Annotated in this window: 24 protein-coding genes; 18 read left to right on the forward strand and 6 right to left on the reverse strand. The window is 62.0% G+C overall.

Annotated elements, in window-relative coordinates; translation table 11 throughout:
• Nucleotides 1-203 precede the first annotated feature (203 nt).
• The 7 genes from MOV61_RS05335 to MOV61_RS05365 all read left to right on the forward strand — a co-directional run bounded on the left by MOV61_RS05335 (nucleotide 204) and on the right by MOV61_RS05365 (nucleotide 7,035).
• Nucleotides 204-1,727, forward strand: coding sequence for a sugar ABC transporter ATP-binding protein (locus MOV61_RS05335; RefSeq protein WP_247135846.1), 1,524 nt, complete (start codon nucleotides 204-206; stop codon nucleotides 1,725-1,727).
• Nucleotides 1,727-2,728, forward strand: a complete 1,002-nt coding sequence (locus MOV61_RS05340; RefSeq protein WP_247135847.1) for an ABC transporter permease — start codon at nucleotides 1,727-1,729, stop codon at nucleotides 2,726-2,728. The genes MOV61_RS05335 and MOV61_RS05340 overlap by 1 nt, the downstream gene beginning before the upstream one ends.
• Before the next feature lie 102 nt (nucleotides 2,729-2,830).
• Nucleotides 2,831-3,781, forward strand: coding sequence for a substrate-binding domain-containing protein (locus MOV61_RS05345; RefSeq protein ID WP_247135848.1), 951 nt, complete (start codon nucleotides 2,831-2,833; stop codon nucleotides 3,779-3,781).
• A 131-nt stretch (nucleotides 3,782-3,912) separates the two neighbouring features.
• On the forward strand, nucleotides 3,913-4,965 hold the full coding sequence (locus tag MOV61_RS05350) for a sugar phosphate isomerase/epimerase (RefSeq protein WP_038545383.1): 1,053 nt from the start codon (nucleotides 3,913-3,915) through the stop codon (nucleotides 4,963-4,965).
• Nucleotides 4,966-5,182: 217 nt separating this feature from the next.
• Nucleotides 5,183-5,410, forward strand: a complete 228-nt coding sequence (locus tag MOV61_RS05355; RefSeq protein ID WP_247135849.1) for a DUF4160 domain-containing protein — start codon at nucleotides 5,183-5,185, stop codon at nucleotides 5,408-5,410.
• On the forward strand, nucleotides 5,403-5,816 hold the full coding sequence (locus MOV61_RS05360; RefSeq protein WP_247135850.1) for a DUF2442 domain-containing protein: 414 nt from the start codon (nucleotides 5,403-5,405) through the stop codon (nucleotides 5,814-5,816). Before MOV61_RS05355 ends, MOV61_RS05360 begins: the two co-directional genes overlap by 8 nt.
• A gap of 46 nt (nucleotides 5,817-5,862) precedes the next feature.
• Nucleotides 5,863-7,035: a Gfo/Idh/MocA family protein gene (locus MOV61_RS05365; RefSeq protein WP_038545375.1), complete on the forward strand. Its 1,173-nt coding sequence runs from the start codon at nucleotides 5,863-5,865 to the stop codon at nucleotides 7,033-7,035.
• A 12-nt stretch (nucleotides 7,036-7,047) separates the two neighbouring features.
• Here the strand turns inward: MOV61_RS05365 and MOV61_RS05370 are convergent, their stop codons facing one another.
• Together MOV61_RS05370 and MOV61_RS05375 are read right to left on the reverse strand one after the other, a co-directional pair.
• The gene (locus MOV61_RS05370; protein WP_038545372.1) at nucleotides 7,048-7,425 is read right to left on the reverse strand and encodes a type II toxin-antitoxin system HigA family antitoxin; all 378 of its coding nucleotides are present in this window, start codon (nucleotides 7,423-7,425) and stop codon (nucleotides 7,048-7,050) included.
• A 13-nt stretch (nucleotides 7,426-7,438) separates the two neighbouring features.
• Complete coding sequence (locus MOV61_RS05375; protein ID WP_247135851.1) at nucleotides 7,439-7,981, reverse strand: type II toxin-antitoxin system HigB family toxin; 543 nt, start codon at nucleotides 7,979-7,981, stop codon at nucleotides 7,439-7,441.
• Between the two features lies 1 nt (nucleotide 7,982).
• Between MOV61_RS05375 and MOV61_RS05380 the strand changes: the two genes are divergently transcribed.
• The 6 genes from MOV61_RS05380 to MOV61_RS05405 all read left to right on the forward strand — a co-directional run bounded on the left by MOV61_RS05380 (nucleotide 7,983) and on the right by MOV61_RS05405 (nucleotide 15,380).
• Nucleotides 7,983-9,386: a GH1 family beta-glucosidase gene (locus tag MOV61_RS05380; RefSeq protein ID WP_247135890.1), complete on the forward strand. Its 1,404-nt coding sequence runs from the start codon at nucleotides 7,983-7,985 to the stop codon at nucleotides 9,384-9,386.
• A gap of 318 nt (nucleotides 9,387-9,704) precedes the next feature.
• A complete protein-coding gene (locus MOV61_RS05385; RefSeq protein WP_247135891.1) occupies nucleotides 9,705-10,745 on the forward strand; it encodes a methionine ABC transporter ATP-binding protein in 1,041 nt (346 codons plus the stop codon).
• Nucleotides 10,735-11,403: a methionine ABC transporter permease gene (locus MOV61_RS05390; protein ID WP_247135852.1), complete on the forward strand. Its 669-nt coding sequence runs from the start codon at nucleotides 10,735-10,737 to the stop codon at nucleotides 11,401-11,403. Before MOV61_RS05385 ends, MOV61_RS05390 begins: the two co-directional genes overlap by 11 nt.
• 72 nt (nucleotides 11,404-11,475) lie before the next feature.
• Nucleotides 11,476-12,252, forward strand: a complete 777-nt coding sequence (locus tag MOV61_RS05395; protein WP_247135853.1) for a MetQ/NlpA family ABC transporter substrate-binding protein — start codon at nucleotides 11,476-11,478, stop codon at nucleotides 12,250-12,252.
• Nucleotides 12,253-12,434: 182 nt separating this feature from the next.
• The gene (locus tag MOV61_RS05400) at nucleotides 12,435-14,567 is read left to right on the forward strand and encodes an EAL domain-containing protein (protein ID WP_247135854.1); all 2,133 of its coding nucleotides are present in this window, start codon (nucleotides 12,435-12,437) and stop codon (nucleotides 14,565-14,567) included.
• 135 nt (nucleotides 14,568-14,702) lie between these two features.
• On the forward strand, nucleotides 14,703-15,380 hold the full coding sequence (locus tag MOV61_RS05405) for a hypothetical protein (RefSeq protein ID WP_247135855.1): 678 nt from the start codon (nucleotides 14,703-14,705) through the stop codon (nucleotides 15,378-15,380).
• Nucleotides 15,381-15,467: 87 nt separating this feature from the next.
• Here the strand turns inward: MOV61_RS05405 and MOV61_RS05410 are convergent, their stop codons facing one another.
• Genes MOV61_RS05410 through MOV61_RS05420 form a run of 3 tightly spaced genes read right to left on the reverse strand, consistent with a single transcriptional unit; the run spans nucleotide 15,468 to nucleotide 17,906 of the window.
• Nucleotides 15,468-16,409 carry a rhodanese-related sulfurtransferase gene (locus tag MOV61_RS05410; RefSeq protein ID WP_408962353.1) on the reverse strand — a complete coding sequence of 314 codons (942 nt, stop codon included), beginning with the start codon at nucleotides 16,407-16,409 and terminating at the stop codon, nucleotides 15,468-15,470.
• A 38-nt stretch (nucleotides 16,410-16,447) separates the two neighbouring features.
• Nucleotides 16,448-17,434: a CHAD domain-containing protein gene (locus MOV61_RS05415; protein WP_247135857.1), complete on the reverse strand. Its 987-nt coding sequence runs from the start codon at nucleotides 17,432-17,434 to the stop codon at nucleotides 16,448-16,450.
• Nucleotides 17,409-17,906 (reverse strand): CYTH domain-containing protein, encoded by a 498-nt coding sequence (locus MOV61_RS05420; protein WP_247135858.1) that lies wholly within the window; start codon nucleotides 17,904-17,906, stop codon nucleotides 17,409-17,411. The genes MOV61_RS05415 and MOV61_RS05420 overlap by 26 nt, the downstream gene beginning before the upstream one ends.
• 167 nt (nucleotides 17,907-18,073) lie before the next feature.
• On the opposite strand from MOV61_RS05420, the gene MOV61_RS05425 reads away from it, so the two are divergent.
• Complete coding sequence (locus tag MOV61_RS05425; protein WP_247135859.1) at nucleotides 18,074-18,712, forward strand: 2-dehydro-3-deoxy-phosphogluconate aldolase; 639 nt, start codon at nucleotides 18,074-18,076, stop codon at nucleotides 18,710-18,712.
• An 88-nt stretch (nucleotides 18,713-18,800) separates the two neighbouring features.
• Nucleotides 18,801-19,517: a tellurite resistance TerB family protein gene (locus tag MOV61_RS05430; RefSeq protein ID WP_247135860.1), complete on the forward strand. Its 717-nt coding sequence runs from the start codon at nucleotides 18,801-18,803 to the stop codon at nucleotides 19,515-19,517.
• A 102-nt stretch (nucleotides 19,518-19,619) separates the two neighbouring features.
• Here MOV61_RS05430 and MOV61_RS05435 read toward each other — a convergent pair whose 3' ends face one another.
• Nucleotides 19,620-20,024, reverse strand: a complete 405-nt coding sequence (locus tag MOV61_RS05435; protein ID WP_247135861.1) for a YbjQ family protein — start codon at nucleotides 20,022-20,024, stop codon at nucleotides 19,620-19,622.
• 238 nt (nucleotides 20,025-20,262) lie between these two features.
• Here MOV61_RS05435 and MOV61_RS05440 point away from each other — a divergent pair, with 238 nt between their 5' ends.
• The 3 genes from MOV61_RS05440 to MOV61_RS05450 all read left to right on the forward strand — a co-directional run bounded on the left by MOV61_RS05440 (nucleotide 20,263) and on the right by MOV61_RS05450 (nucleotide 22,390).
• Nucleotides 20,263-20,973 (forward strand): GNAT family N-acetyltransferase, encoded by a 711-nt coding sequence (locus MOV61_RS05440; protein ID WP_247135862.1) that lies wholly within the window; start codon nucleotides 20,263-20,265, stop codon nucleotides 20,971-20,973.
• Nucleotides 20,970-21,176 carry a hypothetical protein gene (locus tag MOV61_RS05445; RefSeq protein ID WP_038589684.1) on the forward strand — a complete coding sequence of 69 codons (207 nt, stop codon included), beginning with the start codon at nucleotides 20,970-20,972 and terminating at the stop codon, nucleotides 21,174-21,176. The genes MOV61_RS05440 and MOV61_RS05445 overlap by 4 nt, the downstream gene beginning before the upstream one ends.
• Before the next feature lie 128 nt (nucleotides 21,177-21,304).
• Nucleotides 21,305-22,390 carry an acyltransferase gene (locus tag MOV61_RS05450; RefSeq protein WP_247135863.1) on the forward strand — a complete coding sequence of 362 codons (1,086 nt, stop codon included), beginning with the start codon at nucleotides 21,305-21,307 and terminating at the stop codon, nucleotides 22,388-22,390.
• The last annotated feature ends 6 nt before the right edge of the window (nucleotides 22,391-22,396 follow it).

The raw sequence follows: 22,396 nt of genomic DNA on the forward strand, positions 1-22,396 counted from the left end.
CGTCAACCGGAAGATGATCTGCACAAAACCTTCCTGCACGTCCCCGCTTGACTTACGGAAATCTGCTTTACGTACCTCAGAATCTGGGCTAGCGTTCTCATGGGAGGAGCTTGGGTGCAGATTATCATATACAGGCGTGCTGTCGGTAACGCAGCGGTTCGCTGTCGGGCCGCGCGTTGCCCTATGGTCATGGGTGCTGCGCGATGAGTTCTGCGGAGGCGAGCCCCGCCGTGCCGCTCTTCGAAGCGACCGGCCTTTCCAAGACATTCGGCATCGTCGAGGTCCTCAAGGACATCAATATCAACGTCCGTGCCGGCGAGGTTCACGCGATCATCGGCGAGAACGGCGCCGGCAAGTCGACCTTGATGAAGATCATCGCGGGCAATCAGCCGCCGACCCGCGGTGAGATGAGGATAGACGGCGAGACCGTCACCTTTTCCGGTCCGGTCGATGCGGAACATCGCGGCATCGTGCTGGTGCACCAGGAAATCCTGCTGGCGCCCGATCTGACCGTCGCCCAGAACATCTATCTCGGCCGCGAGCTGCACAAGGGCGTTTTCATCGACGACCGCGCCATGAACGAGGGCGCCGCAAAAGCGGTCCGCGGGCTCGGCAGCGACATCGACCCGAACACCATCGTCAGCCGCCTGTCGATCGCCCAGCGCCAGCTGGTGCAGATCGCCCGCGTGCTGCTCGTGCCACACCGGATCGTCATCTTCGACGAGCCGACAGCGTCGCTGACGCCGCACGAGACCGATGCGCTGCTGAAGGTCATCCGGCAGATCCGCGCCAAGGGCGTCGGCGTCCTCTACATTTCCCACCGTCTGCCCGAGGTGAAGGAGATTGCCGACCGGGTGACGGTGCTGCGCGACGGAAGGCTTGTCGCCAGCCATGACGTCAGCGAGCTGCAGTCCGCCGACATGGCGCGGCTGATGGTCGGTCGCGATGTCGCAAAACTCTATCCGGACCGCCACGCAGCCGAGGCGCGCGAGACGGTGCTCGAAGTCGAGCATCTCAACGTTCCCGGTTATGTGCAGGATGCCTCGTTCCAGCTGAAAAAGGGCGAGATCCTCGGTTTTGCCGGCCTCGTTGGCGCCGGCCGCACCGAGTTGATGGAGGGCATGGTCGGCCTTCGTACCAGCCGCGGCGTGGTCCGCCATCTCGGCAAGCCGGTCAATTTCAAGGATGTGCATGCAAGCCTCAAGGCCGGCATCGTCTATCTTTCCGAAGACCGCAAAGGCAAGGGCCTGCTGCTCACCAAGGACCTGATCGTCAACCTGACGCTCGCCTCGCTCGGCAAGTTCATCGGCGCGCTGCAGATAGATCGCAAGCGCGAAAGCGCCGCGCTCGACAAGGCGATCCGCGATTTCGATATTCGCACCGGCCGAAAGGATATCCTTGCGGGCCAGCTGTCCGGCGGCAACCAGCAAAAGCTGCTGCTCGCCAAGATGATGCTGCTCGATCCGTCGATCGTCATCATCGACGAGCCGACGCGCGGCATCGATATCGGCAACAAGGAACAGATCTACAAATTCATCGCCAAGCTGGCAGAGGAGGGGCGTTCGATCATTGTCGTTTCCTCCGAAATGCCGGAGCTGATCGGCATCTGCGACCGCATCCTCGTCATGCGCTCCGGCCGGATCGTCGGCGAGGTGACGGGGGACCATATGAACGAAAACGAAATCGTCGTGCTGGCGACAGGCGCCACTAAAGAGGAGGCCGCGTGATGGCGAATGTCGCGACCGAGACGGCCAAGGCGCCGAAGACCTCCAAGGACTGGGACATGGCGGCGATCGCGCCTTTCATCGCGCTCACCCTTCTGCTGGTGCTCGGCTATTTCGCCAACCCGAATTTCATGACGTCCGCCAACCTGTTGAACGTCGTGACGCGCAGTTCCTTCATCGCAGTCATCGCGCTCGGCGCGACCTATGTGATCACGTCGGGCGGTCTCGACCTTTCGGTCGGCGCGATGCTCGCCTTCGTCGCCAGCCTGATGATCCTGTTCCTGAACTCGGGAACGGTCGCCGATCCGTCGCTGGCGCTGGTTGCCGGAATGGCGCTGGCGATCGCGATCGGCGCCGCCTGCGGGCTCGCCAACGGCCTGATCACCACAATTGGCAGGATCGAACCGTTCATCGCCACGCTCGGCACGATGGGCATCTATCGCGGCCTCACCACCTGGCTCAGCCAGGGGGGCGCCATCACCGTGCGCGACCGCGATATTCTGGCGCTTTACCGGCCGGTCTATTCCGGCTCGCTCGTCGGCGTGCCGATCCCGATCATCGTCATCTTCGTTACCGCCGCCATCGCCGCCTTCGTGCTTTACCGCACCCGTTACGGCCGGCATGTCACCGCGGTCGGCTCGAACGAAGACGTGGCCCGCTATTCCGGCATTTCGATCAACCGGGTGCGCACCGTCACCTATGTCATCCAGGGGCTCTGCGTCGCGGTTGCGGTGCTGCTCTACGTGCCGCGCCTCGGCTCGACGTCCGCGACGACCGGCAGCTTCTGGGAACTGCAGGCGATTACCGCCGTCGTCGTCGGCGGCACGGCGCTGCGGGGAGGGGTCGGCCGCATCTGGGGCACGATCTGCGGCGCCTTCATTCTGGAAATCGTCGGCAACATCATGCTGTTGTCCAACTTCGTCAGCGAATACCTGATCGGCGCCATCCAGGGCGCGATCATCATCATCGCCATGCTGGTTCAAAGGTCGCTGATGCGGAGGTAGGCCGCTGAAGCGGATTTGGGTCACGACGTAAATTGACCGGGCTGATGGGTCGCGCCCGGTCCTGAAATACTAAAGACCCTGATATTGTGGGAGAGAGAAACAATGCGCAGACAAATTTTGAGACTGGCCGTGGCGTCGCTGGCACTTCTTGCCGGCACTGCCTTCGCACAGGACAAGAAGGTGACGATCGGCGTTTCCATTCCGGCCGCCGACCACGGCTGGACCGCCGGCGTCGTGTTCCATGCCGAACGCGTCGCCAAGCTCCTGATGAAGGAACATCCGGGCCTCAACGTCATCGTCAAGACCTCGCCGGATGCGGCAAGCCAGGCGAACGCCGTTCAGGATCTCGCGGTCCAGGGTCTCGACGCGCTGGTCATCCTGCCGTCCGATCCGGATCCGCTGGTCAACGCCATCCAGCAGGTCAAGGACAAGGGTACGTTCGTCGCGCTCGTCGACCGCGCGCCCTCCGTCAACGACAGCACCATCCGTGACCTCTATGTGGCCGGCAACAACCCGGCGCTCGGCCAGGTCGCCGGCGAATATATCAAGAAGACCACGCCGGAAGCACAGGTCGTCGTCATCCGCGGCCTGCCGATCCCGATCGACCAGCAGCGCCAGGACGGTTTCGACAAGGGCATTGCCGGCTCCAAGGTGAAGGTGCTCGATCGCCAGTTCGGCAACTGGAACCGCGACGACGCGTTCAAGGTCATGCAGGACTTCCTGACCAAGCACCAGAAGATCGACGTGGTCTGGTGCCAGGACGACGACATGGCAGTCGGCGTTCTCGAAGCCATCGCCCAAGCCAAACGCACTGATATCAAGTATATCGTGGCCGGCGCCGGCTCCAAGGACATGGTCAAGAAGGTCATGGACGGCGACAAGATGGTTCCGGTCGACGTTCTCTATCCGCCGGCAATGGTGGCGACCGCCATGGAACTCACTGCCGGCAATTTCTACGACAAGGTCCCGGTCAGCGGCACCTACATCCTCGACGCCACACTGGTGACGAAGGACAATGCCAAGAACTTCTACTTCCCGGATTCGCCGTTCTGATAATCAACACGGCCGTGCCCGCCTTTATTTTTTGGCGGACACGGCCATAACCTCACCCTCATTCCTGTGACAAGCACAGGAATGAGGGAGGAGGAGAAATCCAGGCACGCCATGTTCGAAGAGGAAAAACCATGAAGACGATCAAGGGCCCGGCCATCTTTCTCGGCCAGTTCGCGGGCGATGCGGCACCGTTCAACACCTGGGACGGGATCACCAAATGGGCGGCCGACAAGGGTTATGTCGGCGTGCAGGTGCCGACCTGGGCCGGCCAGCTCATCGACCTCAAAAAGGCTGCGACCTCCAAGGATTATTGCGACGAATTTGCCGGCGTGGCCCGCGCCAACGGCGTCGAGGTGACCGAGCTTTCGACCCATCTCCAGGGCCAGCTCGTCGCCGTGCATCCGGCCTATGACGAGGGATTCGACGGGTTTGCAGCGCCCGAGGTGCGCGGCAATCCGAAAGCACGCCAGGCCTGGGCGGTCGAGCAGGTCAAGATGGCGCTGACGGCGTCGAAACATCTCGGCATCAAGGCGCATGCGACCTTTTCCGGCGCGCTTGCCTGGCCTTATATGTATCCGTGGCCGCAGCGCCCGGCCGGCCTGGTCGAGACCGCCTTCGACGAGCTCGCCAAGCGCTGGACGCCGATCCTCGACCATGCCGATTCCTGCGGCGTCGACGTGTGCTACGAGATCCATCCCGGCGAAGACCTGCATGACGGCGTCACCTTCGAAATGTTCCTGGAACGGGTGAAAAACCATCCGCGCGCCAACATGCTCTACGACCCGTCGCATTACGTGCTGCAATGCCTCGATTATCTCGACAACATCGACATCTACAAGGACCGGATCAAGATGTTCCACGTCAAGGACGCGGAATTCAACCCCACCGGTCGGCAGGGTGTCTACGGCGGCTACCAGGGCTGGGTCGGCCGCGCCGGCCGCTTCCGCTCGCCCGGCGACGGCCAGGTGGACTTCGGTTCGATCTTTTCGAAAATGGCCGCCAACGATTTCGACGGCTGGGCCGTGGTGGAATGGGAATGCGCGCTGAAGAACTCCGAGGACGGAGCCCGCGAAGGCGCCGAATTCGTGAAGGCACACATCATCCGCGTCACCGAAAAGGCATTTGACGATTTTGCCAGCGGCGGCACGGACGAGGCGGCGAACCGGCGGATGCTGGGGCTTTAGGCCCGGGACGCTCGCGCGGATGCCAGCCCCTCACCCTAACCCTCTCCCCGCAGGCGGGGAGAGGGGACTTGCCATGTGTAACGCTGAAGAGTGGCGGAGAGGTCGCGGCACCTGTCCTTCTCCCCGTTAGCGGGGAGAAGGTGCCGGCAGGCGGATGAGGGGCATTTCCACCACAGGAGACGAACTTGAGATACCTAACGAGTTGGGTTATTGACATATGGTCACCGTCCTGCGGCAGCACGGCCTGCGGTTCGTCATCTACACGGCGGACCATGAGCCCCCTCATGTGCATGTCTATGGCGACGGCGAAGCGCGGATCGATATCGAGACACTGAAGGTCCTGACCCAGGGCGGGATGTCCGACCGAGACGTTCGCCGAGCGGCCGAAATCGTCGCGGCCAACCGGCAGTTATTCCTGGAGACGTGGAGAAAGTACCATGGTTGAGATCACGGATGCCGAACTCACCCAGGCAAAACGACGGTGGGAAACGGAGCGGGCACAAAGGCCCGTTCCAGTCTCCGTGCGGTTCGATTCTGCTTCCGGCCGTATCGTCGTGGAGTTCGCCAATGGGGCCGCTTTCATGGTCCCTGCTCGTTCGCTCGAAGGCCTCACGGAGGCAGAGGATGAACAGCTGGCCGAAGTCGCGCTGCTCGGGGAAACCGGCCTGCATTGGGAAAGCCTCGATGTGGACTATTCGATTTCTGGTCTCATGAGCGGCGTCTTCGGCAGCCGGACCTTCATGGAAGCACAACGTCGCGGCGGACAATCCAAGTCGCCGGCAAAGATCGCCGCGAGCCGCGCCAACGGCGCCAAGGGCGGCCGGCCGCGCAAAGTCATCAAGGGCTCCTGATTGCCCGGCAGCCCCATCCATATTCAATTTTTCTAGGAGAAACATCATGGCAATCGAAGGCAAGGACGAACAGGCGCGGGAGCCGCGCATCCGGCTCGGCATGGTCGGCGGCGGGGCGGGGGCGTTCATCGGGGCGGTGCACCGCATGGCGGCGAGGCTGGACGACCAGTTCGACCTGGTCGCCGGCGCGCTCTCGTCGACGCCGGAAAAGGCGATCGCGTCGGGCCGCGACCTCGGTCTCGATCCGTCGCGCACCTACGGTTCCTACAAGGAGATGGCGATCCGCGAAGCGCGGCTGAAGGACGGCATCGAGGCGGTGTCGATCGTCACCCCGAACCACGTGCATTACGAGGCTGCCAAGGAATTTTTGAAGCGCGGCATCCACGTCATCTGCGACAAGCCGCTGACGTCCAATCTTGCTGACGCCAAGAAGATGAAGAAGGCGGCCGACGAGAGCGGTGCGCTGTTTATCCTCACCCACAATTATACCGGCTATCCGATGGTGCGGCAGGCCCGCGAAATGGTCGCAAACGGCGATCTCGGAAAGATCCGCGTGGTGCAGGTCGAATATCCGCAGGATTGGCTGACCGAGGCGGTCGAGCAGACGGGTGCCAAGCAGGCCGTCTGGCGCACCGATCCGGCCCAGTCGGGTGCCGGTGGTTCGACTGGCGATATCGGCACGCATGCCTATAACCTCGCCGCCTTCATCACCGGCCTGACGCTCGAAAGTCTCGCCGCCGATCTCGACAGTTTTGTCGAAGGCCGCCGTCTCGACGACAACGCCCATGTGATGTTGCGCTACGAGGGCGGCGCCAAGGGCATGCTCTGGTGCAGCCAGGTGGCGCCCGGCCACGAGAACGGTCTGAAGATCCGCGTCTACGGAACCAAAGGCGGCATCGAATGGGTGCAGGCGGATCCGAATTATCTGTGGTTCACGCCGTTCGGCGAACCGAAGCGCCTGATCACCCGCAACGGCGCCGGTTCGGGTGCCGCGGCAGGACGCGTCAGCCGCATTCCGTCCGGCCACCCGGAAGGTTATCTCGAAGCCTTTGCGACCATCTACACGGAAGCCGCCCGCGCCATCAACGCCGCCAGACAAGGCGTCGCTGTGGACAAGGCGGTGATCTACCCGACCGTCGACGATGGCGTGAAGGGGGTTGCGTTCGTCGAGGCGTGCGTGGCGTCCTCGAAGAAGAACGGTGCGTGGGTGAAGCTTTAGGCGCCTGGGAGCCTAAGCTGAGATATCGCCGACAAGCGCGCCAGCCGGGATGTGCCATGCCCGGCTGATCTTCCTGATCTGATCGAGATTGATCTCGCGCCGTCCGTTCAACAGGTCGGCGGCGCGGGATTTCGAACCGACGATCTCGATCAGGTCGGCGCGGGTGTAGTTGTTGGCTTCCATGACCGATTTCAGCACCTCGACCGGCGAGGCCTGCGGGATCGGATAGTGCTTGGCCTCATATTCCTCGATCAGCAGCACAAGCGCGTCGAAGTGCGCGGATGCGATCGTGCCGGCTTCCGGTTCGTTTTCGAAATAGGGGCGCACGGATTTCAACGCCGCTTCGTATTCCGTCTCGTCGATGAGGGTTCGTACAGAATCGATATCCATTTCGTCAGGCCTTCTAAAGTTCTACCACGTCGATGCGATCATATTCGGCGTGGGTTCCGACAAACAGAATGAAAACCCGCTGGGTGCGGAAACCAATGAGCGCAACTACGCGATATTTATTACCACCGACATCAAAGACGATCTTTCCGCCGGAGACGTAGTCCGCCGAATTGAATGTCGCCTTGACGTCCGCAAAATTGGCCCAGACGGCATTCGAAACCGTCGCGTACCACTCCGCCATTGCAGCTTCCGCGATCGCCCTTGGTCCCTTCGGCAGCCGCTGACAGAACTTCACGAGGGTCGATTTCGCTATGACACGCATTCCGCTTTCAGATATCACGTTCCCAATTTGGAAACAAGGCTGGCGCTGGATCGGATTCTGGGAAACAGCGCGGCACTTTTCACTGCCTTGCAGAGAATAGCGCGGGCTGCGATCCTGCAACGTTTCAGAATTCTCATCTGTACAACTGCGTCCCGCTTGGTTAAACCGCCGCGAAAGATGGTCCCGCAGACCTCGCGCAACCAGATATGGCGGCATCCTCATGACCGATCCCAAGATGAGCAATCCCCAGCCTCGCGATCTTAAAACGCCCAAAGCCGAAAAATTCGCGGTCGGGTTTCCCGGTGATTTCCTCTGGGGCGTCGCGACGGCTTCCTATCAGATCGAAGGGTCCACCAAGGTGGATGGCCGCAAGCCCTCGATTTGGGATGCGTTCTCGAAGATGCCGGGCCGGGTCTATCAGGGGCACAACGGCGATGTCGCCTGCGATCATTACAATCGCTGGGAAGAGGACCTCGATCTCATCAAGGAGATGGGCGTCGAAGCCTATCGGTTCTCGATCGCCTGGCCGCGGATCATCCCGGACGGCACCGGGCGGATCAACGAGAAGGGGCTGGATTTCTACGATCGCCTCATCGATGGCTGCAAGGCGCGCGGCATCAAGACCTATGCGACGCTCTATCATTGGGACCTGCCGCTTTCGCTGATGGGCGAGGGTGGCTGGGCGGCACGGTCGACGGCCTATGCCTTCCAGCGTTACGCCAAGGTGGTGATGGCCCGGCTCGGCGACCGGCTCGACGCGGTTGCCACCTTCAACGAGCCCTGGTGCATCGTCTGGCTCAGCCATCTCTACGGCATCCATGCGCCGGGCGAGAAGAGCATGCAGGCGGCGCTCGCCGCCATGCACCACGTCAATCTCGCGCACGGCCTCGGCGTCGAGGCGATCCGGCATGTGACGCCGGACGTGCCGGTCGGTACCGTCATCAATGCCGCATCGATCATCGCCGGCTCCGACAGCCCGGCCGATCTCGCAGCTGCCGAACGCGCCCACCAGTTCCACAACGGCGCCTTCTTCGATCCGATCTTCAAGGGCGAATATCCGCAGCAATTCCTGGAAGCGCTCGGAGACCGCATGCCGGTCGTCGAAGACGGCGATCTGAAGGTCATCAGCCAGAAGCTCGACTGGTGGGGCCTCAACTACTATAAGCCGGACCGTGTCCATGACGAGCCCGCGCGCAGCGGCGATTTCCCCTGGACGGTCGAGGCAAAGCCCGCCAGCGACGTCAAGACGGATATCGGCTGGGAAGTCTATGCGCCGGGCCTCAAGCTGCTGGTCGAGGACCTCTATCGCCGCTACGACCTGCCGGACTGCTACATCACCGAGAACGGCGCCTGCTACAATATGGAGCCGGTGGACGGCGAGGTGGATGATCAGCCGCGTCTGGACTATTATATCCAGCACCTCTCGGTGGTCGCCGATCTTATCAAGGACGGTTACCCGATGAAGGGCTATTTCGCCTGGAGCCTGATGGACAATTTCGAATGGGCGGAAGGCTACCGCATGCGGTTCGGCCTCGTGCATGTGAATTACGAGACCCAGGAACGGACGATCAAGAACAGTGGCAAGTGGTATCGCGAGCTTGCCTCGTTATTCCCGAAGGGCAACCATAACCAGGGCTGATTTCGCAAGTGCGAGAAGATTTTTTCTGCTTTGTGAGATAATTGAAAAAACATCCCTGTCAAACGCGGGCGCGTCGGGGCATTTATGCGGCATTGAAAAGGCCGCTCCGGCCTTACAAATTGCCCTTTGAGAAAACCGACCAAGATGCTCCGGAAAGTCGCCTGTCATCGAATGTGCCGCTCCGTCCTATAGCTGGACCGCGATGAAATATCCGGTGTTCCGTCGCCGGGATGATCCGACTTAAATCTGAGAGCTGAAATGACATTCCTTCACACTGCGGTCGAAACCGCGCCGTCTCCCTTGGCTGCCGAAACGCCGATGGTGGCGTTCGAGGCGGTAACCAAGCGGTTCGGCGGTGCCGACGACAAGAGCCAGTTCACCGCGCTCGACGGCATCGATCTGTCGGTCGCGCGTGGCGCGATCACCGGCATCATCGGCCGTTCGGGCGCCGGCAAATCGACGCTGATCCGCCTCGTCAATGGGCTCGAAAAGGCGACCTCCGGCCGCGTCGTCGTCGACGGTGTCGAAGTGGGCGGTCTGTCGGAAACCGGGCTGCGGGATCTGCGCCGCCAGGTCGGCATGATCTTCCAGCACTTCAACCTTCTGTCCTCGCGCACCGCCTTCGAAAACGTCGCCCTGCCGCTCGAGATCGCCGGCCTTTCCGCCAGGGAGATCCGCGACAAGGTCGCGCCGCTGATTGACCTCGTCGGCCTTGGCGACAAGTCGGACCGTTATCCCGCCGAGCTCTCCGGTGGCCAGAAGCAGCGCATCGGCATTGCCCGGGCCCTCGCCACCTCACCGAAACTGCTGCTTTCAGACGAGGCGACCTCGGCGCTCGACCCGGAAACGACGCAGTCGATCCTGGCGCTGCTGAAGCGCATCAATGCCGAGCTCGGCCTCACCGTGCTTCTGATCACCCACGAGATGGAGGTGGTGAAGACCATCGCCTCGGACGTGGCGGTGATCGACCGCGGCAAGATCGTCGAGGCCGGCCGCACCTTCGACGTCTTCACCGGCGCCAAGCATGAGACGACCCGCTCGCTTCTGTCGGCGGCACTCGGCACTAACCTGCCGGAATGGATCCGCTCGAACCTGAAGCCGCAGCCGTCCGCCGGCGACCGGGTGCTGGTGCGGCTGATCTTCTTCGGGTCGACGGCCTTTCAGCCGCTGACCGCCCGGCTGGTCACCGAACTCGGCGCCGATGTCAACATCCTCGCCGGCACGATCGAGGAAATCGCCGGCGAACCCTACGGCTCGCTGGTCGTCGCGTATCCGGCCGATCCTGCCGTCACGGAGCGCGCCGCGCGCTTCTATGCCGCAACCGGTCTTTCCACGGAGGTGCTCGGTTATGTCGCCTGACATGCTCTTCAACCTGCTCCTGAAAGCGCTCGGCCAGACGCTGCAGATGGTCGCGGTAGCCGGCCTGATCGGCGCATTGATAGGCCTGCCGATCGGCGTGTTCCTGGCAACCAGCGGCAAGGGCGAGCTTTTCCCCGCACCGGCCTTGAACCGCATCATCGGGGCGATCGTCAATGCGGCGCGCTCGACGCCGTTCATCATCCTGGTCGTGGCGATCATCCCGTTCACGCGCTTCATTACCGGCACCTCGATCGGCACTTATGCGGCGATCGTGCCGCTGACGGTGGCGACCATTCCCTTCGTCGCCCGCCTTGCCGAAGCGGCGATCCGCGAAGTGGACAAGGGCCTGATCGAGGCTGCCCGCGCCATGGGGGCAACGCCGCTGCAGATCGTCTTCAAGGTGCTGCTCGCCGAGGCCAAGCCGGGCCTGACGCTGGCCCTGACGCTTACCCTCGTCAGCCTGATCGGTTATTCCGCCATGGTCGGCGCGGTCGGCGGCGGGGGCCTCGGCGATCTCGGCATCCGCTATGGCTACCAGCGCTTCATGCCGGATGTGATGCTCGCCGTCGTCGTGGTGCTGATCGTGCTCGTCCAGGCGATCCAGAGTCTGGGCGATGCGCTCGCCCGCTGCTTCGACAAGCGCAACCGAAAGACCTGATTTTTCCGCGATACCAGCCTCCCAAGACACCCAAGAAGACTGGCGCATATAAACGAACCCAAGGAGATACTTATGAAGAAGCTCATCATCGCGGCGGCACTCGCCGCCTTCGCTGCCGCCCCGGCGCTTGCCGAAGACATCAAGATCGGCGTGACGCCCGGCCCGCATGCCCAGATCATGGAAAAGGTGAAGGAAGTCGCGGCCACCAAGGGCCTCAACATCCAGATTCTCGAATTCTCCGATTACGTCGTGCCGAACCAGGCGCTGGCCGATGGCGAGCTCAACGCCAATTCCTTCCAGCACCAGCCCTATCTCGACAACCAGGTCGAGGATCGCAAGTTCGACATCGTCAGCGTCGCGCAGACCGTCAACTTCCCGATGGGCGTCTATTCCAAGAAGGTGAAGAGCCTCGCCGACCTGAAGCCGGGCGCCACCGTCGCCATCCCGAACGACCCGACCAATGGCGGCCGTGCGCTGCTCATCCTCGCCGACCAGGGCCTGATCAAGGTCAACGCCGCAAAGGGCCTGAAGATCGGTCCCGCCGACGTCACCGAAAACGCCAAGAAGATCGAGTTCGCCGAACTCGACGCTGCCCAGCTGCCGCGTTCGCTTGACGACGTCGATGCGTCGGTCATCAACACCAACTACGCATTGGAAGCCGGCCTCAACCCGAAGACTGATCCGATTGCCAAGGAAGGCGAAAAGGCCCCTTACATCAACGTCATCGCCGTCAAGGCCAAGGACAAGGATGCCGCCTGGGTGAAGACGCTCGTGGAAGCCTATCACAGCGCTCCGGTGAAGGATTTCGTCAACACCCAGTTCAAGGGCGCCGTCATCGCCGCCTGGTAATATCGAGTTTTCGAAAATTCTTGAAGGCCGGTGCTCAAGTGTGAGCGCCGGCCTTCTTCTTTTAACCCTATCTGAAGGAATACCCGCGAAAGATGTAGGACTCCATGAGGTCTTCGATGCGGCTTCTTCCGTCTCGCTTTCGCCGCTCCGCAACACTTGGCCGTCGCTCCGCGGTGACGTCGATGCTGCTTGTCTTCGCGGTGGTCGTGGTGCTGGTGACGATCTTCATCCTGACCGCTATCGACCGCATCGCCGATTACGCCAATCGTCTCGATGAGGGGCGCTCGCAGGAAACGACATCAGGCGCGATCCAGACGTTCCGGGAGCAGCTGCACGCGACGCTGAACGATTACGCTGCCTGGGACGACGCCGCCCAAGCGGTCTATGCGAATGATCGGGCCTGGGTCGCCAGCAACTATGGCGACATGACCGCCAACAGCGATCTCTTCGACATTGCCGTCGTCATGGACATGAACCAGAACGTGCTGATGGCCTATCAGGACGGCGCGCCCGTCAACTGGTCGCCGCGTGACTATTTCGACACTTCGCTCTGGACGCTGTTCGACAAGGCGAGTTCCGCCGGCGCCGAAAGCGTGCCGGAGGCAGTCAGTTTCGTCCAGACCAAAAAGGGTGTCGCGGCCGTCGGGGTGGCGCTGATCCGGCAAAAATCGGGACAGCTCGATCAGCCGGTCGCAAACCGCCGCTTCCTGGTCTTCGCCCGGCATCTCGACGAGGCCAAGGTTCGCAAGCTCTCCGAAACCTACGTCCTCGATGGGCTTCGTTTCGCGAGCGCCTCCGATGCCGTTTCGAACATGGTGGAGATCCGCAATATCCACGGCAGGGTGCTGCAGCGGCTCGTCTGGCATCCCCGCAGGCCGGGCGACATGGGTTACGCTCAGGTCCGGCCGCTGGTCTATTGCGCGCTTGCGATGGTCGGCCTGTTCTTCCTCCTCCTCTTCGTTAGCGGCAGCAATACGCTCAATCGGCTGACGGCGGACGAGGCGGCGGCGCGGCATCTGGCCATGAGCGACCGGTTGAGCGGGCTCCTCAACCGCGCCGGCTTCTTTGCCGCGCTCGATGCCCTGGTGGTGCAGAGCCGCCGCAGCAACCATGATGTGGCACTGCTCTATCTCGATCTCGACGGCTTCAAGGAAGTCAACGACGCCTATGGCCACGGCACCGGCGACAAGCTGATCCGCGGTGTCGCGGCCGGCCTCAAGACACTGGTCGGCGATACGGCGACCCTTGCCCGCGTCGGTGGCGACGAATTCGCCATCGCGCTGGCCAGCACGGACATTGGAAGGGTCGTGGATACGCTGAGCGACCGCATTCTCGGTTTCTTCGACGAACCCTTCGTGATCGGCGAACGGGTCGCGACGATCGGCACCTGTATCGGCGTCGCCGTTTCGCCACGCGGCAAGGTCTCCGGCGAGGAATTGGTGCGGCGTTCCGACATGGCGATGTATCACGCCAAGGAAACTGGCCGGGGCCGGACCGAATATTATCAGCCGGAAATGGATGCCGAGCGCGAAGAGCGCAACATGCTGGAAATCGATCTCAGGATCGCCATCGAGCGCCGCGAACTGACCATCGTCTATCAGCCCGTGGTGGACGCCCGGACCTGGCGGATCATCGGCATCGAGGCGCTGGCGCGCTGGAACCGCACCGGTTATGGCCCGGTGCCGCCCGACATCTTCATCCCGATCGCCGAATCGACCGGGCTCATCGACCAGCTCGGCCTGTTCGTGCTCCACCGTGCCTGCGAGACGCTGACGCTGTGGCCAGAGCTGAAGCTCGCGGTCAACATCTCGCCCGGCCAGTTCCGCGATCCGGCATTTGCCCTGCATGTAGCCTCGGTGTTCCGCAAGACCGCAACCGATCCCTCACGCATCACGCTTGAAATGACCGAGGGTTATTTCATTCAGAACCCGGAACGCGCCCGCGCCGCTCTTGCCAAGCTGAAGCAGCTCGGGGTGAAGATCGCGCTCGACGATTTCGGCGCCGGCTTTTCGAGCGTCGGTTACCTGCGCCAGTTCGGCTTCGACCGGATGAAGATAGACAAGTCGCTGGTGCACGCGCTGGAAGAGGGCGGCCGCGCCGTCGATCTTCTTCAGGCGACCGTGGCTCTCGCCCGCTCGCTGGAAATCCCGGTCACGGCCGAGGGCGTCGAAACTGAGGCACAGGCGTTGCAACTGAGACTTACCGGCTGCGACGAGCTGCAGGGCTATCTGTTCGGCAAGCCGATGTCCTCGGAACAGATCGACATCATCTACCGCGGCAACCGCCTGCCGGGCGGGATGAGCGGGGCGGCGTGAGCTGGAGCTTGCCCCTTGCTCGTCATCTCCACCCTCACGATGTCGTTCGCTATCGGCGTGAAAATTAATAGCCGTCGCCAGCTTGTTACCGAAATTTCGAAGTGAGATGCTCAATCGAATTGAAAGGGGACGACGATGTTTGGCGCAGGCAGGAAGCCAACCGAGTTGGAGCTGGAAATGGCGGCCCATAAAGAAGCCATAGAACATTCGCCATGGTTTGATGAGGACAATTCCAATCCACTCGATGGTCCATCGCACCGGAAGCCTGTGAGTTTGGAAGCAATGGGGTTCGGACTTATTACCAATGCTGATGGCGAATTCTTCGCTCTAACTCCTTCGCTTGGAACAATCCTCAATGATCGCCTATCTCACGATGGAGGCTCTTGGCGCGTGGTTGAAAGCGACAAGCCACTCGTCGAGCGCCGGGCAGGTCATGTAGGTGCAGGATGCACAGGTCGGCATTTTGATCTGTACTATAATCAATTGCGCTCAGGGGCGTTGGCGATCGGTGCCGATATCAATTACATTGAAAAACTCGAAGGTGTTTATTTGAGTATTACCTTCAAATTTCCGCAGCTGTATGAGTTCGACGCAATTTACAATATGCTGAGAACACTTATCGTCCAGATCAGTGCAGGTACTGTTGAAGATATCCAGTATCGCGAAGCTACTCTAACTCAGAAATTATTACGGATTTTGTGGGGAATTCAGCGAGACGAAGTTTTTTTCTTCACGCTCGTCCAGAACGGTCCTGGAACGGTGATGTTCAATTCCATGAAGCCAAAGCCGCGAGAGCGATTTCCCTGCACCTAAAGCACATCGTTTACAGCTTAAAGGAAATGCCCCGCGTCTCCAAACAAGCTCTGAGCCGGGGGCTGAGACTGATATTTCGCATCGACCTTACCCGCCGATATGCCTAACACCACGCTTTTTGGCGAGCGCGATCTGGAGCTGGCGCTGGCGGTAGCGATCGCGGTCGTCCTCGGTGCGGGTCGGATAGCAGGTCGAGCAGGAGACGCCTTCCTCGTAGTGGGGCGAGGTCACTTCTTCAGCGGTGATCGGGCTGCGGCAGGCGTGGCAGAGCTTGTGGTTGCCTTCCTTCAAGCCGTGCTCCACGGAAACGCGCTCGTCGAAGACGAAGCAGGCGCCTTCCCACAGGCTTTCCTCTGCTGGCACCTCTTCCAGATATTTCAGGATGCCGCCCTTCAGGTGGAAAACCTCGTCGAAGCCCTGTTCCTTCATGAAGGCGGTGGCCTTCTCGCAGCGGATGCCGCCGGTGCAGTACATGGCGATCTTCGGCTTGTTGTGGAGGCCGGTATTGTTCTTCACCCAGTCGGGAAACTCGCGGAACGTCTTGGTCTGCGGATCGACGGCGCCCTTGAAGATGCCGATTGCCGTTTCGTAATCGTTGCGGGTGTCGATGACGATGGTTTCCGGATCGGAAATCAGCGCGTTCCAGTCCTTCGGCTCAACATAGGTGCCGACGATGCGCTTGGGGTCGATATCCTCGACGCCCATGGTGACGATTTCCTTCTTCGGCCGCACCTTCATGCGCAGGAAGGGCATCTTCGACGCACGGCTTTCCTTGTGCTCGAGGCCTGCGAATTCCGGCTGGGCGCGCAGATAGGCGAGAAGCCCTAATATCGCTGCGTCGGAACCGGCAACCGTGCCGTTGATCCCTTCGCGGGCGATCAGCAGCGTGCCCTTGATGCCGTTCTCGTCGCAGAAGGCCTGCAGGGAGTCGCGAAAGCTCTCGTAGCGGTCGAAACGCGCAAAATGATAGAGCGCGGCGACGAGCCAGGCGCCCGTCGCTTCCGGTTGAGCCTCCGGGCGGGTTTGCATGATGTTTTCGGTCATGGCGCTGAAATACAGTTTCCGGGCTATCCGCGCAACGCGGTTTCTTTCTCGTGGGCTTCGTGGGCCCTGTGCAGCTTTGCCGCACGACGTTCCTTGCGCGGCGTCGTGGCTGCCTTTTCCCATAGCAGCGCGATCAACCCGCTTTCCGTCTCGGCGCTGTCGGCGAACACCTCGTGGGCGGCTTCCAGCGCCTCGTGCCGCAGCGCCTGCTGGCGGGTGATGATGGCGCCGAGCACCCGGGCCAGCGTATCGCTGTCGCCGAACAGTTCGGGGCTTTCGTTGACGAGCCCGGTCAGCACCGAAAGATCGTGTTCGTGGCCGAGCAGATCGACCAGGGCCTTCGCCTGCTGCTGCTTGGCGAGCATCGCGGAGGGCCAGATCGCCCCGAGCAGCGACAAGTGCATCCAGTAGGTCTGGCCGCATTTGCGCAGCCCGTGATAGGTCTCCGCATCGCCGTGTTCCTCGCAGCCGGCGAGCGCCCCGAGTGCCTTCTCGCGCTGGTCCTTCCAGGCCTTGGCGAGCCGCTTGGCCGTCTTGTGCGGATCATTGTCGAGATCGAGGTCGTCGAGAGCTGCGATCGCCGCGCGGCAGGTGTCGACTGCGGCTGCCATCTTGGCCCGCAGGTCGTGTTCCTCCGAGGCGATCCGATCGCGCCGTTCGGTCAGCGCCTTGGAGGCGGTGGTGAGGGCGGAAAGTTCTTCGGGGGAGCCGGCATGGCCGGCGAGATAGTCGACCGTCTCGACCAGCGCGGTCGCGTCGCGCACCGCCGACAGCGTCTGCGCCATGTCGCGGATGCGGGTGTTTTCCTGCCGGCGGAACGTTTTTGCGTCCGGCTGTACCAACCGGTAGAGGGCACGCACCCGCTTGAAGCGTTTTCGCGCGTCGTGGACCGCTTCGTGTTGGCCGTCCGGCTGGTCTTCGAGCAGCCGGATCGCGTGGGAAAGCTGGCTTTCCGCAACCGACCGGAACTCGTCGGTGAAGGATTTAGCGGGCCGCAGACGGTACGCCATGACACAATTCTCCGCTCAAATCTTCGGTCGCCATCACCATGTTTGAATATCGCCGGTCGCCGGTGATCTCCTCGCCAATCCAGTCCGGGATGTCGGGCAGAGCGCCCTCGTCCTCGATCTCGACCTCGGCGACGACCAGACCCTTGTAGGCTCCGTCGTAGACATCCACTTCCCAGGTATAACCCCCGTGCCGGACCTCGTGGCGGGTCTTTTCGAGTGCGATGCCGACGGCGGCGTTCGCCATCTCCTCGGCATCGCCCAGTGGAATTTCGTATTCGAATTCGTCGCGGGCCAACAGTTCGCGGCCGATCTTGATGGTCAGCTTGGCGCGCTTGCCGTCCATGATCCGCACCCGCACCGAGCGGTCGTCGCCGGATGCGACATAGGCCTGCAGGAAATCGGAGGATGACGATACCTCCGAGCGCCAGCCGTCGCTCTTCACCAGAAATTTCCGTTCGATTTCCTTGGCCATACTTTGCCCGCCACCCCGGGAACATTTACCAACCGCTACAACCCTAGTGCAAACTCTTCGTCCCGCAAACCTGTTAGACGATGGAGCCTGTTTTTTCTCGACAATGACGGGCTTGAGGGGTATCTCGGCCTTAAAGTTTTCAATCGTTTTTCGCGGAGACCTGACCCATGACCGGCAAGACCGAAAAGCTGCTTTCCATCCTGAAACTGCAGCCGGTGGTGCCGGTGCTGATCGTTGATGACGCCAAGTCGGCGGTCGGCTTGGCGCGCGCGCTCGTTGCCGGCGGCCTGAAGGCGATCGAGATCACCATGCGCACGCCGGCAGCCCTCGATGCTGTCAGGGCGGTGGCCGACGAAGTCGAAGGCGCCAATGTCGGCGCCGGCACCATCCTCAATGCCCGCGATTACGAGGCGGCCGTCAAGGCGGGCTCGACCTTCATCGTCTCGCCCGGCGTGACCCCCGGTGTGCTGTCCGCCGCCAAGGGTTCTCCCGTGCCGCTGCTGCCGGGTGCTGCAACAGCCAGCGAAGTGATGACGCTGCGCGAGGCCGGCTATGAGGTGCTGAAATTTTTCCCCGCCGAACAGGCCGGCGGCGCCGCTTACCTGAAGGCGCTGTCCTCGCCGCTCGCCGGCACGCTGTTCTGCCCGACCGGCGGCATCTCGCTGAAGAATGCAAACGACTACCTGTCGCTGCCGAACGTCATCTGCGTCGGCGGCTCCTGGGTGGCGCCGAAAGAGCTGGTCTCGGCTGGCGATTGGGCCGGCATCACCAAGCTCGCTTCGGAAGCGGCGGCGCTGAAGGCGTAGCCGCGACACCAGGCCGCTCGCAACCGGCCTTTGTAATTTGGCGGTCGAATTCCTATGTCTCCCCGGAAACACAACAGGGAGATGTGCGATGTTCGACGCGAAGAAGCTTCTCGATCAATTTCTGGGGTCGCAGATTCCAGGCATGTCGGGAGGAAGTGTGAGGGACCGGGCAGGGCAGGCGACCCAGCTTGCCAAGAACAACCCGCTCGCCACCGGCGCGATTCTTGCGGCCGTCCTCGGCACCAAGACCGGCCGCAACATCGCCGGTAATGTCGCTGCGGTCGGCGGCATCGCGGCGATCGCCGGCCTCGGTTATCTCGCCTACAAGAACTATCAGTCCGGCAAATCGCCCGAAGCCGTGCCGCAGCCCGCACCGCAGGCCGACAAGCCGCTCCTGACGCCGCCTGCCGATTCCCCCTTCCATCCGCAGTCTTCCGATCTCACCAACGATTTCGCGCTGACGCTCGTGCGGGCGATGATCGCCGCCGCCAAGGCCGACGGCCATATCGACGCCGGCGAGCGCGCCAACATCATGGACAAGGTGCATGCGGTCGATCTCGGCGCCGAGGCGGAAGCCTTCATCGAGAACGAACTCGCCAATCCGGTCGATATCGACGACCTCGTCGCTGCCGCCCGGACTGAAGAGCAGAAGGTCGAGATCTACGCCGCTTCGCGCCTGACCATCGATCCGGACACCCGCGCCGAACGCGGCTATCTCGATCTGCTCGCCGGCCGCCTCGGGTTGGACGACGCGCTGATCGAGCATATCGACGCCACCGTTTCCGCCGCGAAGGTCAAAGCGTAAGGCGAGCCAGCCGTATGTCGTCAAACGGCTGCGCATCTTTCCGGTCTCGGTCCGCCTGATGGGTTAGGGAACAGGAATGCGCGGCCGCCCGGCAGACTGCCGTCAGTCGGCGAGCTTGACGGCTGTACCGGTCGCCGCAACAAACAGGATGCCGCCGCCCCCTGCCATCGATAATTCACTGAAATCGATCTTGATCGCGATGATCGCGTCGGCATTCAGGCGGATCGCTTCGCGGCGAAGCTCGATCATGCAGACGGTCCGGGCGTCGCGAACGGCGGATTGCACCGTCTTGCTGCGGCCACCGAAGAAATCGCGAAAATTGTTGGCGATGTCCTTGAATATGCTGAGGCCCAGCGCCGTCTCGGCGCCAACGACATCGACGATGCTGTCGATCCGTCGGCCGGGAATTTCGCTCCCCGTCGTGATGATGATCTTCGCAAGGGCCGGATCATTCAGGTCTTCCGGGGAAATGATGCCGTTCTCGATCTTCTTGTATGCCGAAGCCATGCTTTCGGCTTCTGTCTTGGCGCGGCAGTCGCGACAGATGCCGCCCCTGAGATCCGCGAACCCGAATTCCCGATTGCATGAGGTGCAGACCGCCATTGGACAACTCCCATGATGATCCTCGAAGGGAAGCAGACAGCGAGGATTGTGTCCATCTCAAAGTGCGGCGGCAGCCGTTGCCGTCCCGGTTGCCTTTCCCCTGCCGCTGGCCTAAGCCACTGGCACGATAGAAGAGGCTGATATGCGCGATCTGAGAAACTACAAAGTTGCCGCCCCCGCTCCGGTCACCCTCAAGGGGCGGTTCGTGACGCTCGAACCTTATGACAGGGACACCCATCTTCAGGCACTGTGGGACGGGTTCGGCGGCGCAGACGGCATCAATCCGCTTCTCAAATATTTCCCGAACGACGATTTTGCCGATGTGAACGCGTTTGGCGACTGGCTGGAAAACGCCCGCGTCCACTCGAGTTTCGTGACGCTCGTTTCGCGCGACAATGCGACAGGGAAAGTGGTCGGCATGGCAAGCTACATGCGACCGGATCCGAAGAACGGCGTCATCGAGGTCGGCTCGGTCGCGCATGGGGCATCCATGAAGCGTTCGCCGCTGTCGACCGAAGTGCATTACCTGATGGCGAAGCATGTTTTCGAAGGGCTCGATTACCGTCGCTACGAATGGAAATGCCATAACGACAACGAACCGAGCAAGACGACGGCGCGCCGTTACGGCTTCACCTTCGAGGGCGTCTTCCGCCAACATCTCATCTCCAAGGGGGCCAATCGCGACACCGCCTGGTTCTCGATGATCGACGCGGAATGGCCGCTCCTGAAGGCAGCGTTCGAAGCATGGCTTTCGCCCGACAATTTCGGGGCTGATGGCGCCCAGAAGCGCCGGCTCGAAGATATCCGCGCCGAGCTTGCCAAGGGAGCCGATGCCAAGGGAGCCAGCGCATGACGCCCGAGGCAAAGTCGCAGGCGATTGCCGCGGCGGTGATCCTCGCAGGCATCGGGCTGGTGATCTACTTCCTGCCGACGATCGTCATGTGGATTGCGCAATTTTCTCCGGTGCTCGCCGTCGTCATCGGCTCCATGCTGTTGCTCGGTTTCTTCGCGATCTTCTGGCTGAGGGCACGCTACCAGCGCAATCGCGGCCGCTGACCATCTCCGCCTTCGAGCGGGCGCAGTCCTAAGGCGTAGCCGCCTAGCCTGATGGCCGGATTGTGCAGTGTTCCCAACCCTGTAAGCTGCCTCGGTAGCCTGGTTTCCAGGTCCTGGGGGGTGCTGCGATGGCGGTGGGCGAAATCAGGTCGATGACGGGTATTCGCGGGGCGGCGGCCGTGTTCGTGATGGTCTACCATTTCGAGCTCGACAGGGTTCCGTCGGACGGGGCGTTCTCGACCTTCCTCAACCACGGCTATCTGTCGGTCGATCTGTTTTTCATCCTCAGCGGCTTCGTCATGGCGCATGTCTACGGGCCGTCGTTCCTGTCGGGCGCGTTCCGGTTCGGCGACTTCCTGTGGCATCGCATCGCCAGAGTCTACCCGCTCTATCTCGCCGTGACGCTGGCGTTCATCGCGCTCGCCTTCCTCAAATCCTCCGAGCTCGATATCGGGTCGGACGTGTTCATCTCGAATGTCCTGATGCTGCAGTCGCTCGGCAACTGGCCGAGCATCGATCCGCCGGCGTGGTCGGTGAGCGCCGAAATGCTGGTCTACCTGCTGTTCCCGGTGATCGGCCTGTTGTGTCTGAAGTCGAGCCGCATGGCAGCGCTGCTGCTCGGCATCGGCGCGATCCTTGCGATCCTGATCCTGACGCTCGCCGCCTCCCTCCATTATATCGGGTCGACGATTTCCAAGGGCCTGCTCGATCTCATCGCCGCACCCTTCACCCTGATCCGCTGCCTTGCAGGCTTCACGCTCGGCCAACTGGTCTGGCGACTGCACAACGATCCGGCCGTTGCCGCGTTCGCGGCGCGCACGCCGGTGCAGATCGGTGTCGGGCTTCTGGCCCTGGTCGCGCTCACTCAGCCGGATTGGGATTTTGCGATCTATCTGCTGATCATCTCGCTGCTCTTCTGCCTCAGCACCGATCGCGGGCTGTTCGCGGATTTTTTCGCCTCCCCGCCGATGCATTTCCTCGGCGACATTTCCTTTGCCGTCTATCTCACCCACTACCGGGCGCTCGGCGTCTGGGCCATGGTGGAGGGGAGGCTCGGCAATGCGGGCTTCGTGCTCCGCAACGTGGTTGCGACGGTGGTGACGAGCATGGTGGTGATCGGCGTGTCATGGCTGTTGCATGTGGCAATCGAGCGGCCCTGCCGGCAATTGATGCGCAAGGGCAGGCCGGTCATGGCGCGTAAACGCGCGGCCTGAAGGGGG

Source organism: Neorhizobium sp. BETTINA12A (assembly GCF_023006485.1).
Classification (GTDB): Bacteria; Pseudomonadota; Alphaproteobacteria; order Rhizobiales; family Rhizobiaceae; genus Neorhizobium.